This is a genomic window from Pseudomonas bijieensis (assembly GCF_013347965.1).
Classification (GTDB): Bacteria; Pseudomonadota; Gammaproteobacteria; order Pseudomonadales; family Pseudomonadaceae; genus Aquipseudomonas; species Aquipseudomonas bijieensis.
In genome coordinates this window covers 5,317,164-5,332,495 of record NZ_CP048810.1, presented here as the reverse complement: position 1 = coordinate 5,332,495, position 15,332 = coordinate 5,317,164, and the positions used below count along the sequence as shown (strand labels likewise).

Genomic DNA, 15,332 nt, shown 5'->3' with positions numbered 1-15,332 from the left:
TCAAGTATCCAGGTTGCCTGCCAGAAATTGACGCAGGCGCTGGGGCATCACCGCTCCTTCGTTGCCCAGGCAACCGATTGACGAGCCCATCAGGCTTTCCTGCGCCAAGTCAGATGCATCACCGGCCAGCATCAGCGGACAATCCAGGCTCATCGCCAATTTGCCCAGGCGCTTGGGCAAGTCCGGGACCGGCGCATGATTGGAAACCAGCACCAATGCCACAGGCTGGATCTTCTGGCACACCAAGGTCAGCTCCTCGAACGGCAGGCCGATCGATAACAGCCTGACGCCCACTTCCGCCTTGGACAGGAACAGCCCCGTGACCAGCAACTCCAGCTCATGGCAATGATCGGCAATGGCGCAGACCAGGACACGCGGCGACGTACCTTCGCGCTTGAACAAGAGTCGCTGGATGATGCGCGAACGCAGGAAACCATCGAAAAACACCCATTCACTGGTTTGTCCGAACGCCTGCTGACGCTGCATCAATTGGCGCCAGAGCGGCATCAGGATGTCCTGGAATACGACCGGGACGGTGTAGGTGGAAAAGACCTGCCCGTAGACGCGATCCAGCTCCACATCGTCAAAGCAGGCCACCGCGTCCGCCACTTGTTGTTGCCAACGGGCATGATCGGCCCTGACCAGGTCGGATGAAATCAGCGTGGAGACGGGTTGCACCGACTCGGTCTTCGCCAGGATCGTTCCTACTTTGCTTACCGCCACCCCGCGTTCGATCCACGCCAGAATGCTGCGCACCTTATCAATATCGCCCAACGAGTACAGGCGATGCCCGCTTTCGGTGCGGGTAGGCTGGATCAAACCGTAGCGCCGCTCCCAGGCGCGCAGGGTCACCGGATTCACGCCGGTCATGCGCGCGACTTCACGAATGGGGAACAGATCTTCCCGTTTCAAGGCATTTGATGCCTGGAAAACAAAGCTATCTTCTGTAATCACACTCATTGGGGAGACAATTCCGGCTGGGAAATTGGATCCCAGTTTACTCCCCCCAAGACATGTCATGACAAGGATAATGCGCGGTTTTGTTGTTTTATGCGCAATCGGGAATAATCCTTGCCTGTCTTTTGGCGACCAGACGCTACCCACCACCCCGGGGCGTCCCCCGCGAACCTCCTACCCGGAGTGCCGCGCCTGTCTTACGGAGATGCATAATGTCTACCTCACCCGTCACCCTGATGGTTGCCCGCCGCGTCGCCAATGGACGCTATCAGGATCTGATCGCCTGGTTGCGCGAAGGCGAACAACTGGCCACCGATTTTCCCGGCTACCTGGGTTCCGGCGTACTCGCGCCACCGCCCCAGGACGATGAATTCCAGATTATCTTCCGTTTTGCCGACGAGCAGACGCTGCACGCCTGGGAACACTCCGCCTCACGCACGGCCTGGCTGGGACGGGGCAGCGATCTGTTTGCCCACCCCTCCGAACACCGGGTACGTGGCATCGATGGCTGGTTTGGCACGATCGGCCAGCGTCCGCCCCGTTGGAAACAGGCCGTGGCCATCTGGCTCGCGTTCTTTCCCGTGTCGCTGTTGTTCAATTTCCTGTTGGGGCCGCTGCTGGGCGAACTGGGTTTGTTGAGCCGCGTGTTCATCAGCACGCTGATCCTGACGCCGCTGATGGTCTACCTGTTTATCCCGATGTCGACCCATCTGCTGGCGAACTGGCTCAACGGCGCGCCGCAGCGAAGGTTGCCGGCGACTCAGAATCACTGATGCTCCCACAAGACAGCACTGGATTCACCTTTGTACATAGGACACACCCTGCGGCGCTGTTATAGTTTTGCTCTTGCCGCGAACCGAGTCGTCCTATGTCCAGCGCCACCGCTCCGATCCTGATCACTGGCGCAGCCCAGCGCGTCGGCCTGCATTGCGCCCGGCGATTGCTGGAAGACGGGCAACCGGTGATTGCGACCTATCGCACCGAACGCCCGGGCGTGCAGACGCTGCGGGACCTGGGCGCGGTGATGCTGTTCGCCGACTTATCCAGCGAAGCGGGGATCCTGGCCTTTATCGAACAACTCAAGCAGCACACCGACCGGCTGCGCGCCATCGTGCACAACGCCTCGGCCTGGCTGGCCGAAAGTCCGGGCAGCGAAGCGGCGGCCCTCAACGCCATGTTCGGCGTGCACATGCTCGCGCCATACCTGATCAACCTGCACAGCGCCGAGCTACTGCAGCGTTCAACGCCGGCAGATATCGTGCACATCAGCGATGACGTGACCCGCAAGGGCAGCGCCCGGCATATCGCCTACTGCGCCACCAAGGCTGGCCTGGAAAGCCTGACACTGTCGTTCGCGGCGAAGTTCGCACCGGCGATCAAGGTCAACGGCATCGCCCCTGCCCTGCTACTGTTCAACCCCGAGGACGACGCGACTTACCGCGCCAAGGCCCTGGCCAAGTCCGCGCTGGGTATCGAACCCGGCAGCGAAGTGATCTACCAGAGCCTGCGTTATCTGCTGGACAACCCTTATGTCACCGGCACGACCCTGACCGTCAACGGCGGGCGGCACGTCAAATAGCCTTGTTTCGAGGATGCACCATGACGCTATCCCTGCCCCAGAACTACCGCGAGATCCTCATCGGCCTGGGGGAAAACCCCGAGCGCGAGGGGCTGCTCGATACCCCGGCTCGTGCCGCCAAGGCCATGCAGTACCTTTGCCATGGTTATGAACAAAGCGTCGAGCAGATCGTCAATGGCGCGCTGTTCGCCTCTGACAGCGATGAAATGATCATCGTCGCCGACATCGAACTCTATTCACTCTGCGAACATCACCTGTTGCCCTTCATCGGCAAGGCCCATGTGGCTTATATTCCTACGGGCAAGGTCCTGGGGCTGTCGAAGATCGCCCGGCTGGTGGACATGTTCGCCCGCCGCCTGCAAATCCAGGAGAACCTGACCCGGCAAATCGCCGACGCGGTGCAGCAAGTCACCCAGGCCGCTGGCGTGGCGGTGGTGATCGAGGCCCAGCACATGTGCATGATGATGCGCGGTGTCGAAAAACAGAACTCGACCATGAACACCTCGGTGATGCTCGGCGCTTTTCGCGATTCCAGCACCACGCGCCAGGAGTTCCTGCAATTGATTCGACGGAGCAAGTAAATGCCACAACTTCAGCCAGCCATGGCACGCATCAAGGTCAAGGACCTGCGTCTGCGCACCTTCATCGGGATCAACGAGGATGAAATCCTCAACAAGCAGGATGTGTTGATCAACCTGACCATCCTCTACGCCGCCCAGGAGGCGGTGCGCGACAACGACATCGACCATGCGCTGAACTACCGCACCATTACCAAGGCAATCATCGCCCACGTGGAAGGCAACCGCTTCGCCCTGCTCGAACGCCTGACCCAGGAATTGCTCGACCTGGTCATGGCCAACGAGTCGGTGCTGTACGCCGAAGTCGAAGTCGACAAGCCCCACGCCTTGCGATTCGCCGAGTCGGTGTCGATTACCCTTGCGGCAAGCCGCTGAGCGGCGCGTTTTCAGACGCAGCCCTCAAGCGGTAAGCTTGTCGTCACTGCAATCCATCCCACAGCTTGAAGCACGCCGCTTGAAGCTGTTCGTCAGAGACCATCATGAACGACCAACAACGCCTCGAGCTCGAAGCCGCCGCTTTCCGTCGGCTGGTTGCCCACCTGGACAGCCGCAAGGATGTGCAGAACATCGACCTGATGAACCTCGCCGGCTTCTGCCGCAACTGCCTGTCCAAGTGGTACAAGGCCGCCGCCGATGAACGCCAGATCGAGGTCAGCCTCGACGACGCCCGCGAAGTGGTCTACGGCATGCCGTACGCCGAGTGGAAAGCCCAATACCAGAAAGAAGCCAGCGCCGAACAACAGGCGGCGTTCGCCAAAGGAAAACCCGATGCCTGATCTCAATACCCTGCGTACCCGCCTCAAGAGCGGCGAACATGCCTTCGCCGACACCCTGGCCTTTATCGCCGCCGGCTACGACTACCAACCCCAGGCCTTCGACAACGGCGGCGTGCAAAACGCCGCCGGGCAGAACGAAGGCTCGTGCAAGACCCTGGGCCTGGCCCTGCTCGAAGGCCTGAGCGATGAAGAAGCGCTGCTGGCGTTTGGCGAACACTACCGTTCGGTGCTGGCCACGCCCGAGGGCAGTGACCACGGCAATATCCGCGCGCTGATGGTCCATGGGCTGGCGGGTGTGCAATTCGAGGCGCAGCCGCTGCAACGGCGCTGATCGTCCCGCTTTTGTGACGGGGTCCGCTTTTGTGGCGAGGGAGAGCTTGCTCCCGCTGGGCTGCGCAGCAGCCCCAAACAGTCAAACTCAATTTGCCTGACACTCCGGGTTGCCAGGTTTCGGGGCCGCTTCGCGCCCCAGCGGGAGCAAGCTCCCTCGCCACAGTGCACATCCCAAGTCAGTGGCACCTCACCACATCCCGACTTTTAAGATTGACCCGGCAACTTTATTTCGTTTGCCGGCTCCCCTCTGCTCGCGGCTTAGATAACGGAAATTTCTCCTCCGTCCGAGCCGTCATCCATGAGCAGCGAAACCATCAGCCAGTCGATCTCCATCGTGCATCCCGTCAGCCTCAGCCATGGCAAAAATGCCGAGGTCTGGGACACCAACGGTAAACGCTACATCGATTTCGTCGGCGGCATCGGTGTGTTGAACCTCGGCCATTGTCATCCACGCATCGTCGAGGCGATCCGTGAACAAGCGACCCGGCTGACTCACTACGCCTTCAATGCCGCTCCCCACGCCCCCTACATTGAGTTGATGGAGCGCCTGGCGACGTTTGTCCCGGTGGATTACCCGGTCAGCGGCATGCTCACCAACAGCGGCGCCGAGGCGGCAGAAAACGCCTTGAAGATCGTGCGTGGTGCCACGGGCCGTACCGCTGTGATCGCGTTTGACGGTGCTTTTCACGGCCGCACCCTGGCGACCCTCAACCTCAACGGCAAGGTCGCGCCCTACAAACAGAAAGTCGGCGTATTGCCCGGGCCGGTGTATCACCTGCCCTACCCCAGCCAGGACAACGGCGTAACCTGCGAAGAGGCCTTGAAGGCCATGGAGCGGCTGTTCAGCGTCGAGATCGATGTGAGTGACGTGGCCTGTTTCATTGTCGAACCGGTGCAGGGCGAAGCCGGCTTCCTGGCGATGGACATAGCCTTCGCCCAGGCCCTGCGACAGTTCTGCGACGAGAAGGGCATTGTGCTGATCATCGATGAGATCCAGTCCGGCTTCGGCCGCACCGGCCAACGCTTTGCGTTCTCGCGACTGGGCATCGAACCAGACCTGATTCTGCTGGGCAAAAGTATTGCCGGCGGCGTGCCTCTGGGGGCTGTGGTGGGACGCAAGGCGCTGCTGGACAACCTGCCCAAGGGCGGCCTGGGCGGCACTTATTCCGGCAACCCCATCGCCTGCGCCGCCGCCCTGGCGACCCTGGATGAAATGACCGACGCCAACCTGCACGCCTGGGGCTCGCAACAGGAAGAGGCGATCGTCAGCCGCTACGAATCCTGGCGGCGTCGTGGGCTAACGCCCTACCTGGGCCGCCTGACCGGCGTCGGCGCGATGCGCGGTATAGAACTGGCCCACGCCGACGGCACACCGGCCTCGGCACAACTGACGCAGTTGCTGGCCCTGGCACGGGAGTCGGGCTTGCTGCTGATGCCCAGTGGTAAATCGCGGCATATCATTCGGCTGCTGGCGCCGTTGACGACCGAGGCGGCGGTGTTGGAAGAGGGCTTGGATATTCTGGAAGCGTGCCTGGCTAAGTTGGCCTGAAATGCGGTGTTTCTGATCACACCAAAAAACTTGTGGGAGCGGGCTTGCTCGCGAATGCGGGGGATCAGCCAGCACAGTGTTGACTGACACACCGCATTCGCGAGCAAGCCCGCTCCCACAGGTTTGCGTGGAGCCTAAGTAAAAAAACCGGCCGAAGCCGGTTTTTTTTTATGCGGATGGATCAGAACGAAGCGTTCTGCAGGCCATCCAGGTAGCGCTCGGTGTCCAGGGCCGCCATGCAGCCGGCGCCGGCCGAGGTGATGGCTTGGCGGTAGACGTGGTCAGCCACGTCGCCGGCCGCGAAGATACCTTCGACGCTGGTAGCGGTAGCGTTACCGTCGCGCCCACCCTTGACCACCAGGTAGCCGTCCTTGAGTTCCAGCTGGCCTTCGAACAGCGAGGTGTTCGGGGTGTGGCCGATGGCGATGAAGACGCCGTCAACCTTGATCTCGTCAAAGCTGCCGTCGTTGTTTTTCAGGCGGGCACCGGTCACGCCCATGTTGTCGCCCAGCACTTCGTCCAGGGTTGCGTTGAGCTTGAGGATGATCTTGCCTTCGGCCACGCGGGCATTGAGCTTGTCGATCAGGATCTTCTCGGCGCGGAAGGTTTCGCGACGGTGGATCAGGGTGACCGTGCTGGCGATGTTCGCCAGGTACAGCGCTTCCTCGACCGCGGTGTTGCCGCCACCGACCACTGCCACTGGCTTGTTGCGGTAGAAGAAACCGTCGCAGGTGGCGCAGGCGGAAACACCTTTGCCCATGAAGGCTTCTTCCGACGGCAGGCCCAGGTAACGAGCGCTGGCACCGGTGGCGATGATCAGGGCATCGCAGGTGTAGGTCGCGCTGTCGCCGGTCAGGGTGTAGGGCTTGGCGGCGAAATCCACGGCATTGATGTGGTCGAAAACGATTTCGGTCTCGAAACGCTCGGCGTGTTCTTTCATGCGCTCCATCAGCGCCGGGCCGGTCAGGCCGTGGACGTCGCCCGGCCAGTTGTCGACTTCGGTGGTGGTGGTCAATTGACCGCCGGCCTGCATGCCGGTGATCAGCAGCGGCTTGAGGTTGGCACGGGCCGCATAAACCGCAGCGCTGTAACCGGCAGGGCCGGAACCGAGAATAATCACTCGCGAATGACGCACTTCAGACATGACCTGCTCCTGTTGACCGGACCTTGAGGGCCGGAACGCCGGGTGAGCGGCGTGAATAAAAAAGGACCGTTGACGCACTTGGGGAAGGCTGGTTTCGACAGTCCTGAAAAAGAATGGGTGCAGCGTATCGAGGGAGCGAAGATTAAGGAAATACGGTTTAACAATCCAGCTCATAGGTGAGCTCTATGCTCAGCGGTCCTTCCAATAGGCGCCTTCAGCGCAAGAAACGTTGTTACACGCCATGTCGCCGCTTTCCCAGGCGGGGCAAAGCCGGTAAGGTCGGCGCGTTCACCTTCGCTCGGAGCCACCTATGCCCGCCCCCGTCCTGTCCGGCCCGCAATATTTGCGAGAAGGCCTCAAGCTGGTCTTGAGCCCGGGCCTGCGCCTGTTCGTGCTCTTGCCCCTGGCGATCAACCTGGTGCTGTTCGTCGGCTTGATTTACCTGGCCGGCCATCAGTTCAGCCTGTGGGTCGATACGCTGATGCCGTCGCTGCCGGACTGGCTGAGTTTCCTCAGCTACATTCTCTGGCCGCTGTTCGTGGTGCTCGTCGTACTGATGGTGTTTTTCACCTTCACCATGCTCGCCAACATCATCGCCGCACCGTTCAACGGTTTTCTCGCGGAGAAAGTCGAAGTGGTCGTCCGCGGCACAGACGACTTCCCGGCGTTCAGTTGGGGCGAGTTGATCGCCATGATCCCGCGTACCCTTGGCCGGGAAGCGCGCAAGCTTGGCTACTTCCTGCCCCGCGCCCTGGGGCTGTTCGTGCTGTCGTTCATCCCTGTGGTCAACCTGGTGGCGGCACCGCTGTGGCTGCTGTTCGGCGTGTGGATGATGGCGATCCAGTACATCGACTACCCGGCGGACAACCACAAGCTGGGCTGGAACGAGATGCTCGCCTGGCTGCGGGAAAAACGCTGGCAGAGCCTGGGCTTTGGCGGCAGCGTGTACCTGGTGCTGCTGATCCCAGTGGTGAACATCCTGATGATGCCGGCGGCGGTGGCTGGGGCGACGTTGTTCTGGGTGCGCGAGCAAGGCGCCGAGACCGCGTTGGCCCGGCAGGGCTGAGTCGGTCACAAATCCATCATCCTGGCGTCACAATGACGAAATGGCCCCGGTCGACACTGGGGTCATGACCACACCCCTGCACATTACCCTGATCACTGAAACCTTCCCGCCGGAAATCAATGGCGTGGCCAATACCCTGGGCCGCCTGTACGACGGCCTGCGTGCCCGTGGGCATCAAGTCGAACTGATACGGCCTCGCCAGGTCGACGACCGACGCCAGGCCAGTGACGAGCAGTTGCTGCTGTGCCGGGGCTGGCCGCTACCGGGCTATCCGGGTTTGCAATGGGGCCAGGCGTCCATGCACAAACTGCTCAGGCGCTGGAAACGCCATCGTCCGGACGTACTGTACATCGCCACGGAAGGGCCGCTGGGTTTGTCGGCACTGCGCGCGGCACGACGCCTGGGCATCTCGGTGGTCAGTGGTTTCCACACCAACTTCCAGCAATACACCCAGCAGTACGGCCTCGGGCTGTTGAGTCGCGGGCTCACCCATTACCTGCGCTGGTTTCACAACCGCTCCAGCCTGACCCTGGTGCCCAGCCTCAGCCAGCGCCTGGAACTGGAGCGACGCCACTTCGAGCGCGTGGCACTGCTGTCTCGCGGCGTGGACAGTCAACTGTTCCATCCGATCAAGCGTTCAGCGAGCCTGCGTGAGGCGTGGGGCCTGGGCGACGACGACATCGCCGTGTTCCATGTCGGACGCCTGGCACCAGAGAAAAACCTCGGGTTGCTCAAGCGCTGTTTCGCCACACTGTGCAGCGCTTTCCCGCAGCGACGGATGAAACTGGTGGTGGTCGGCGACGGCCCGCAAAGGTCCGCGCTGGAGCAGGAACTGCCTGAAGCGATCTTTTGTGGCTCGCAACGCGGCGAAGCGCTGGCCAGCCATTATGCGTCCGGGGATGTGTTTGTCTTTCCGAGCCTGACCGAAACCTTCGGCAACGTGGTGTTGGAGGCGCTGGCGTCCGGGCTGGGCGTGGTGGCCTACGATCAGGCCGCGGCGGCGCAACACATCCGTCATGGTTACAACGGCGTACTTGCAATGCCGGGGGGATGAAGAAGCCTTCTGCGACGCGGCCCGCTGGTTGCTGGATGAGCGCGAGGCCTTACGGTGCGTGCGGCTCAATGCCCGCCAACACGCCAGCCGCCAGGGCTGGGCGTCGGTGATCGAGCAGTTCGAGGCGCAGTTGCGCGGGGTTTGTCAGAGCGAACTGCCGTTGCCACAAGCAGTGTCGCCACGCTGAAAAGCATCGCGGGCAAGCCTTGCTCCCACATGGGACTTCAGTGAACACATTACTTGTGAACAGCTGATAATACTGTGGGAGCAAGGCTTGCCCGCGATGAGGCCCTGGAAGGCGCCGCTTAAACCAGGGTCATCAACGCCTCACGACTGAATGGCAAGATCTCCTGCTCGCGCCCTTCACGCACTTTTTTGCGCCCAGTCCGGATCCACCAGCAGCGCGCGCCCCACCGCCACCAGGTCGAACTCATCATTGTTCAGGCGCTCCAGCAGCTTCTCCAGGCTGGCCGGTTGCGCGACTTTGTCGGTGTTGACCATGAACTGCAGGAACTCGCCATCCAGGCCGACGCTGCCGACAGTGATGGTGGGCTTGCCGGTGAGTTTGCGGGTCCAGCCGGCCAGGTTCAGTTCGGAACCGTCGAACTCCGGCTCCCAGAAGCGCCGTGTCGAGCAGTGGAAAATATCCACGCCGGCGTCGGACAACGGCTTGAGGAATTCGCCCAGGGCTTCGGGGCTCTGCACCAGGCGCGCGGTGTAATCCTGCTGCTTCCATTGGGAGAACCGGAAAATGATCGGGAAACCCTCGCCCACCGCGGCGCGCACGGCACGGATCAATTCGATCGCAAAGCGCGAACGGTTGGCCAGGGTGCCGCCGTAACCGTCGGTACGCTGGTTGCTGCCTTCCCAGAAGAACTGGTCCACCAGGTAGCCGTGGGCACCGTGGATTTCCACGCCGTCCATGCCGATGCCCTGGGCATCTTTTGCCGCTTGGGCAAACGCAGCGATGACCTCGTCGATATCGGTCTGGGTCATGCCGTGGACCACCACCTGGCCGTCCTTGAGTTTCTCGCTCGGGCCATAACCCGGCACGCTGGCATCCGGCTCGGTGCCAAGGCGGCGCACGTTGCCCACATGCCACAACTGCGGAACGATCTTGCCGCCTTCGGCGTGCACTGCATCCACCACTTTCTTCCAGCCGGCCAAAGCCGCATCGCCATAGAAATGCGGCACGTTCGGGTAGCCGTTGGAAGCCTTGTGCCCGACCGTCGTGCCCTCGGTGATGATCAGGCCGACCCCAGCCGCCGCGCGGCGACGGTAATACTCGACCACCTTGGCATTGGGTACGCCACCGGGCGAAAAGGAACGGGTCATCGGCGCCATCACCACCCGGGTCGGCAACTCGAACGCGCCGAGGTGGAAAGGTTTGAACAGGGCTTTTACAGGCATGAGGCACTCCACGGGACGAAGTCACAGATCGGATATGACGACGATAATATGGAGCATGGACGGCGCTGGGTAGCACTATTGATTTGAATGATTAAGGATCAAAAGGGAGCAGTGAGGCGATGGCTCAATGCGACATCTGTGGCGAGGGAGCTTGCTCCCGCTGGGCTGCGTAGCGGCCCCTTTTTTGCGGTTGCTGCGCAACCGAGCGGGAGCAAGCTCCCTCGCCACGAAGTCCAGTGCCTGGCTTCAGCTCAGCGCTTTTTCGATCGCCTGGATCACGGCAGGATCATCCGGCGCCGTGCGCGGTGAGAATCGCGCCAACACCCGGCCGTCCTTGCCGAGGAGGAATTTTTCGAAGTTCCAGGTAATGTCCCCGGGAAACTCGGCCCCCTCGCCCGCGAGCAAGCGGTACAACTGGTGACGATCATGACCGTTCACGTCCAGCTTGCTGGACAGCGGGAACGTCACGCCATAGTTGAGGCTGCAAAACTCCTGGATTTCCTGCTCGGTCCCGGGCTCTTGCCCGGCGAACTGATTGCAGGGCAGGCCCAGGACGGTAAAGCCTTTGGCCTTGTATTGCTGATAGAGATTTTCCAGCGCCGCGTACTGAGGCGTCAGGCCACATTTGGAGGCGACGTTGACCACCAGCACGACTTGCCCCTTGAACGGTGCCAGAGCAAGCTCCTGACCATCCAGGGCTTTGAGTTTAAGGTCGTGAAAAGCACTCATGACGAACTCCAGGTTTGCGGATCTTTTCGAAACAGCCATGGGTGATGCTAACAGCAACCGACTAAAAAGGCGCCGCATGGCGCCTTTTCAGTTCACTGGTCACTTGAGCGTAGCGCAGAAATCAGTGGTGATGACCACCTTCGCCATGGACGTGACCATGAGCGATTTCTTCCTGGCTGGCATCACGGATGTCGACGATCTTGACTTTGAAGTTCAAGCGCTGGCCGGCCAACGGGTGGTTGCCGTCAACGGTGACGTCGTCGCCTTCCAGGTCGCGGATGGTGACGATCTGCATCTGGCCATCGGGCGCCGAGGCGTGGAACTGCATGCCCACTTCCAGCTCATCCACGCCTTCGAACATGCTGCGGCTCAGGGTGCTGACCAGTTCGGCGGAGTACTCGCCATAGGCGTCTTCCGGTTCGACGGTAACGTTCAGGTCGTCACCGACCGTTTTACCTTCCAGGGCTTTTTCCAGACCCTGGATGATGTTGCCTGCGCCATGCAGGTAGACCAGCGGAGCGCCGCCGGCAGAGCTGTCGATGACCTCACCAGCGTCGTTGGTCAGGGTATAGTCGATGGAGACAGCCTTATTGGCGGCGATCAGCATGGGGCGAGACCTTTTGCATAAGAATGAAGAACGGACAAGTCTAAACAAGGATTTGCCCGAAAGCGAACGGAACCCGGACAAACGGGCCTGCTCGAACAGACCGACGGTCACGGGTTTGCATCAGGACGAGGACGGACACTGGGTGGCCGAGCTGTCCTGTGGCCACACCCAGCATCTGCGCCACCAGCCGCCGTGGCAGTCCCGGGCCTGGGTGCTGGATCCGGCGCAACGCGTTGAAAAAATAGGCCAGCCCTTTGATTGCGGCTGGTGCGCGCAGGGCCCGGTTAGCGATAACCTTGGCGACTGAATTGACGGTAGACGGCAGTTATAGCCTCGCCCTTGCCATGCACCTTTAGAGAATCCGCATGCAAACTTTTTTTATCGCGCCCACCGATTTTGGTGTGGGTCTGACCTCCATCAGCCTCGGGCTGGTGCGTACCCTCGAACGAGCCGGGCTGAAAGTCGGCTTTTTCAAACCCATTGCCCAGCCTCACCCCGGTGATACCGGGCCGGAGCGCTCCACTGAACTGGTGGCCCGTACCCACGGCCTCAAGCCGCCACAGCCCCTGGGCCTGGCGCATGTCGAGCGCATGCTCGGCGACGGCCAGCTCGATGAGTTGCTGGAAGAAATCATCACCCTTTACCAACAGGCCGCCATCGGCAAAGACGTGCTGGTGGTCGAAGGCATGGTCCCGACCCGCAGCGCCAGCTACGCCGCCCGGGTCAACCTGCACCTGGCCAAGAGCCTGGACGCCGAAGTCATCCTGGTGTCGGCGCCAGAAAACGAAGTGCTGGCCGAGCTGTCCGGCCGGGTGGAATTGCAGGCGCAACTGTTCGGTGGGCCGAAAGATCCGAAAGTCCTCGGGGTGATCCTGAACAAGGTCCGCGCCGACGAAAGCATGGAGGCGTTTTCCGCACGCCTCAAGGAGCACTCGCCGCTGTTGCGCAGCGGCGATTTCCGCCTGCTCGGTTGCATCCCGTTTCGCCCTGAACTCAACGCCCCGCGCACCCGCGACGTGGCCGACCTGATGGGCGCCCAGGTGCTCAATGCCGGCGACTACGAAACCCGGCGCATGAGCAACATCATCATTTGCGCGCGCACCATGCGCAACACCGTGGAGTTGCTCAAGCCCGGCGTGCTGGTGGTGACTCCCGGCGATCGCGACGACATCATCCTCGCGGTGAGCCTGGCAGCGCTCAACGGTGTGCCGCTGGCCGGCTTGCTGCTGACCAGCGATACCCTGCCCGACCCACGCATCATGGACCTGTGCCGAGGCGCCTTGCAGGCCGGGCTGCCGGTGCTGTCGGTGAGCACCGGCTCCTATGACACCGCCAACCTGCTCAACGGACTGAACAAGGAAATTCCTATCGATGACCGCGAACGTGCGGAGATCATCACCGATTTTGTCGCCAGCCACCTGGACGCCAACTGGCTGCACCAGCGCTGCGGCACGCCACGGGAAATGCGTCTGTCGCCGGCGGTATTCCGCTACCAGTTGATCCAGCGCGCCCAGGCTGCCAACAAGCGCATCGTGCTGCCCGAAGGCAGCGAACCGTTGACCGTCCAGGCCGCCGCCATTTGCCAGGCCCGCGGCATTGCCCGCTGCGTGTTGCTGGCCAAACCGGCCGACGTCGAGGCGGTGGCCCGTGCCCAAGGCATCGAGTTGCCGCCAGGGCTGGAGATTCTCGACCCCGATTCGATTCGCGAGCGTTACGTGGAACCGATGGTGAGGTTGCGCAAAAGCAAAAGCCTGAACGCACCGATGGCCGAGCAGCAGTTGGAAGATACCGTGGTGATCGGCACCATGATGCTGGCCCTGGACGAGGTGGACGGGCTGGTGTCCGGGGTCATCCACTCCACTGCTAACACCATCCGTCCGGCCCTGCAACTGATCAAGACCGCGCCGGGTTGCTCCCTCGTGTCTTCGGTGTTTTTCATGCTGTTCCCCGAAGAAGTGCTGGTGTATGGCGACTGCGTGATGAACCCGCACCCCAGCGCGGCGGAACTGGCGGAAATTGCCCTGCAAAGCGCCGACTCGGCCGCCGCGTTCGGCATCACCCCACGGGTGGCGATGCTCAGCTATTCCAGCGGCGAGTCAGCCAGTGGCGAGGAAGTGGAGAAAGTCCGCGAAGCCACCTTGCTGGCCCACGAGGCGCAACACGGCTTGCTGATCGACGGCCCCTTGCAATACGACGCCGCCGCCAACGAAACCGTGGCGCGGCAACTGGCACCCAACAGCCAGGTGGCCGGTCGGGCGACGGTATTCATCTTCCCGGACCTGAACACCGGCAACACCACCCACAAGGCCGTGCAACGCAGCGCCGATTGCGTCAGCCTCGGGCCGATGCTGCAAGGCCTGCGCAAACCGGTGAACGACTTGCCGCGCGGCGCCCAGGTCGACGACATCGTGTACACCATCGCCCTGACCGCGATCCAAGCCGCCAACCGACCCCTGGATATTTAAATGCTGGATTTCCTGCCTGTCCCACTGCGGGGCGTGATTGCCTCGCTGCTGTTGGCGCTCAATACCATCGCCTGCTGCACGCCGTTGTTCATCGTGGCGATTTTCAAACTGCTACTGCCCTTCCCCGCTGCCCAGCGCTGCACCGACTGGTTGATGGGCCACATCCACGAAACCTGGATCAGCAACAACAAGGCCTGGATGAACCTGCTACGCCGCACCCGCTGGCACCTCAGCGGCCTGGAAGGGCTGGACTACCAACACTCATACCTGGTCACCAGCAACCACCAGAGCTGGGTCGACATCATGGTGTTGCAGTACGTGCTGAACCGGCGCATCCGGCCATTGAAGTTTTTCCTCAAGCAGGAGCTGATCTGGGTGCCGGTGATCGGCCTGGCCTGGTGGGCGCTGGGGTTCCCGTTCATGAAGCGCTATTCCAAGGCGTACCTGGAAAAGCATCCGGAAAAGAAGGGCAAGGACCTGGAAACCACCCGCAAGACCTGCGCGAAGTTTCGCGACAATCCGGTGGGCATCTTCAACTTCGTCGAAGGCACGCGCTTCACCGAAGGCAAACATGCCCAGCAGCAGTCACCGTTTCGCTACCTGCTCAAGCCCAAGGCCGGCGGCATCGCGTTTGTACTCGACGCCATGGGTGAGCAACTGGAGTCGATCATCAACGTGACGATCCATTATCCGAGCGGTCGTCCAGGGTATTGGGATTTGCTCTGCGGCAACGTGGAAGAGGTGGTGGTGCATTTCCAGGAACTGAAGATCCCGCCGCAGTTCATTGGCAAGAACTACGATCAGGACGGTGTGTACCGCCTGGAGTTCCAGGGCTGGATCAACCAGTTGTGGCAGGACAAGGATGCGCTGCTTGCGCAGATGCATCGCGAGTATCCGAACCGCCACTGAATCCCTTGTGGGGAGCGAGCCTGCTCGCGATTGCGGTGTCTCAGCGTGGATAAATGGAGACTGACCCACCGCTATCGCGAGCAGGCTCGCTCCCCACAGTTAACCGAGTTGGCTCCAGATAAATGAAAAGCCCGCAGATGATTGCTCACCTGCGGGCTTTTTATTGACTGCCGCGT

General features: G+C 61.6%; 15 protein-coding genes and 2 pseudogenes. 12 read left to right on the top strand and 5 right to left on the bottom strand.

What is annotated here, in order from left to right:
• Complete coding sequence (locus GN234_RS23525) at positions 1-960, bottom strand: MerR family transcriptional regulator (protein ID WP_163856757.1); 960 nt, start codon at positions 958-960, stop codon at positions 1-3.
• Positions 961-1,169: 209 nt separating this feature from the next.
• Between GN234_RS23525 and GN234_RS23520 the strand changes: the two genes are divergently transcribed.
• The 7 genes from GN234_RS23520 (at position 1,170) to GN234_RS23490 (ending at position 5,772) form a co-directional block, all read left to right on the top strand.
• Positions 1,170-1,730, top strand: a complete 561-nt coding sequence (locus GN234_RS23520) for an antibiotic biosynthesis monooxygenase (protein WP_116833425.1) — start codon at positions 1,170-1,172, stop codon at positions 1,728-1,730.
• 95 nt (positions 1,731-1,825) lie between these two features.
• Positions 1,826-2,536: a dihydromonapterin reductase gene (folM, locus tag GN234_RS23515; protein ID WP_116833426.1), complete on the top strand. Its 711-nt coding sequence runs from the start codon at positions 1,826-1,828 to the stop codon at positions 2,534-2,536.
• Between the two features lie 20 nt (positions 2,537-2,556).
• Positions 2,557-3,117 (top strand): GTP cyclohydrolase I FolE, encoded by a 561-nt coding sequence (gene folE / locus GN234_RS23510; RefSeq protein ID WP_109754874.1) that lies wholly within the window; start codon positions 2,557-2,559, stop codon positions 3,115-3,117.
• On the top strand, positions 3,118-3,489 hold the full coding sequence (gene folX / locus GN234_RS23505) for a dihydroneopterin triphosphate 2'-epimerase (protein ID WP_003178065.1): 372 nt from the start codon (positions 3,118-3,120) through the stop codon (positions 3,487-3,489). It abuts the gene before it with no gap.
• Between the two features lie 104 nt (positions 3,490-3,593).
• Positions 3,594-3,890: a DUF1244 domain-containing protein gene (locus tag GN234_RS23500; protein ID WP_063324421.1), complete on the top strand. Its 297-nt coding sequence runs from the start codon at positions 3,594-3,596 to the stop codon at positions 3,888-3,890.
• Entirely contained in the window at positions 3,883-4,221 is a 339-nt protein-coding gene (locus tag GN234_RS23495; RefSeq protein ID WP_176689150.1) for a HopJ type III effector protein, read from the top strand. Before GN234_RS23500 ends, GN234_RS23495 begins: the two co-directional genes overlap by 8 nt.
• A gap of 300 nt (positions 4,222-4,521) precedes the next feature.
• The gene (locus GN234_RS23490) at positions 4,522-5,772 is read left to right on the top strand and encodes a 2-aminoadipate transaminase (RefSeq protein WP_109754876.1); all 1,251 of its coding nucleotides are present in this window, start codon (positions 4,522-4,524) and stop codon (positions 5,770-5,772) included.
• 181 nt (positions 5,773-5,953) lie between these two features.
• On the opposite strand, the gene trxB is transcribed toward GN234_RS23490, so the two are convergent.
• Complete coding sequence (gene trxB, locus GN234_RS23485; protein ID WP_003205459.1) at positions 5,954-6,916, bottom strand: thioredoxin-disulfide reductase; 963 nt, start codon at positions 6,914-6,916, stop codon at positions 5,954-5,956.
• Positions 6,917-7,226: 310 nt separating this feature from the next.
• Here trxB and cysZ point away from each other — a divergent pair, with 310 nt between their 5' ends.
• Positions 7,227-7,982, top strand: coding sequence for a sulfate transporter CysZ (gene cysZ / locus GN234_RS23480; RefSeq protein ID WP_109754877.1), 756 nt, complete (start codon positions 7,227-7,229; stop codon positions 7,980-7,982).
• A 40-nt stretch (positions 7,983-8,022) separates the two neighbouring features.
• Positions 8,023-9,223, top strand: a pseudogene (locus tag GN234_RS23475) (glycosyltransferase family 4 protein).
• A 118-nt stretch (positions 9,224-9,341) separates the two neighbouring features.
• Here GN234_RS23475 and GN234_RS23470 read toward each other — a convergent pair.
• From GN234_RS23470 to GN234_RS23460, 3 genes and pseudogenes are all read right to left on the bottom strand, one after another.
• Positions 9,342-10,446 (bottom strand): annotated as a pseudogene (locus tag GN234_RS23470) (NADH:flavin oxidoreductase).
• Positions 10,447-10,692: 246 nt separating this feature from the next.
• A complete protein-coding gene (locus tag GN234_RS23465; RefSeq protein ID WP_109754880.1) occupies positions 10,693-11,175 on the bottom strand; it encodes a glutathione peroxidase in 483 nt (160 codons plus the stop codon).
• A 121-nt stretch (positions 11,176-11,296) separates the two neighbouring features.
• A complete protein-coding gene (locus GN234_RS23460; protein WP_003205467.1) occupies positions 11,297-11,782 on the bottom strand; it encodes an FKBP-type peptidyl-prolyl cis-trans isomerase in 486 nt (161 codons plus the stop codon).
• On the opposite strand from GN234_RS23460, the gene GN234_RS23455 reads away from it, so the two are divergent.
• The 3 genes from GN234_RS23455 to GN234_RS23445 are packed head-to-tail and all read left to right on the top strand — an operon-like array spanning position 11,751 to position 15,156.
• A complete protein-coding gene (locus GN234_RS23455) occupies positions 11,751-12,089 on the top strand; it encodes a DUF3565 domain-containing protein (protein ID WP_109754940.1) in 339 nt (112 codons plus the stop codon). The two genes, GN234_RS23460 and GN234_RS23455, sit on opposite strands and share 32 nt — an antisense overlap.
• Before the next feature lie 58 nt (positions 12,090-12,147).
• A complete protein-coding gene (gene pta / locus GN234_RS23450; RefSeq protein WP_109754881.1) occupies positions 12,148-14,247 on the top strand; it encodes a phosphate acetyltransferase in 2,100 nt (699 codons plus the stop codon).
• Positions 14,248-15,156, top strand: a complete 909-nt coding sequence (locus GN234_RS23445; protein WP_163856736.1) for an acyltransferase — start codon at positions 14,248-14,250, stop codon at positions 15,154-15,156.
• The last annotated feature ends 176 nt before the right edge of the window (positions 15,157-15,332 follow it).

Coding starts and splice junctions, on each gene's coding strand:
- GN234_RS23525 (WP_163856757.1), bottom strand. CDS start 960: ATGAGTGTGATTACAGAAGATAGCTTTGTTTTCCAGGCATCAAATGCC.
- GN234_RS23520 (WP_116833425.1), top strand. CDS start 1,170: ATGTCTACCTCACCCGTCACCCTGATGGTTGCCCGCCGCGTCGCCAAT.
- folM (WP_116833426.1), top strand. CDS start 1,826: ATGTCCAGCGCCACCGCTCCGATCCTGATCACTGGCGCAGCCCAGCGC.
- folE (WP_109754874.1), top strand. CDS start 2,557: ATGACGCTATCCCTGCCCCAGAACTACCGCGAGATCCTCATCGGCCTG.
- folX (WP_003178065.1), top strand. CDS start 3,118: ATGCCACAACTTCAGCCAGCCATGGCACGCATCAAGGTCAAGGACCTG.
- GN234_RS23500 (WP_063324421.1), top strand. CDS start 3,594: ATGAACGACCAACAACGCCTCGAGCTCGAAGCCGCCGCTTTCCGTCGG.
- GN234_RS23495 (WP_176689150.1), top strand. CDS start 3,883: ATGCCTGATCTCAATACCCTGCGTACCCGCCTCAAGAGCGGCGAACAT.
- GN234_RS23490 (WP_109754876.1), top strand. CDS start 4,522: ATGAGCAGCGAAACCATCAGCCAGTCGATCTCCATCGTGCATCCCGTC.
- trxB (WP_003205459.1), bottom strand. CDS start 6,916: ATGTCTGAAGTGCGTCATTCGCGAGTGATTATTCTCGGTTCCGGCCCT.
- cysZ (WP_109754877.1), top strand. CDS start 7,227: ATGCCCGCCCCCGTCCTGTCCGGCCCGCAATATTTGCGAGAAGGCCTC.
- GN234_RS23465 (WP_109754880.1), bottom strand. CDS start 11,175: ATGAGTGCTTTTCACGACCTTAAACTCAAAGCCCTGGATGGTCAGGAG.
- GN234_RS23455 (WP_109754940.1), top strand. CDS start 11,751: ATGGAGACAGCCTTATTGGCGGCGATCAGCATGGGGCGAGACCTTTTG.
- GN234_RS23460 (WP_003205467.1), bottom strand. CDS start 11,782: ATGCTGATCGCCGCCAATAAGGCTGTCTCCATCGACTATACCCTGACC.
- pta (WP_109754881.1), top strand. CDS start 12,148: ATGCAAACTTTTTTTATCGCGCCCACCGATTTTGGTGTGGGTCTGACC.
- GN234_RS23445 (WP_163856736.1), top strand. CDS start 14,248: ATGCTGGATTTCCTGCCTGTCCCACTGCGGGGCGTGATTGCCTCGCTG.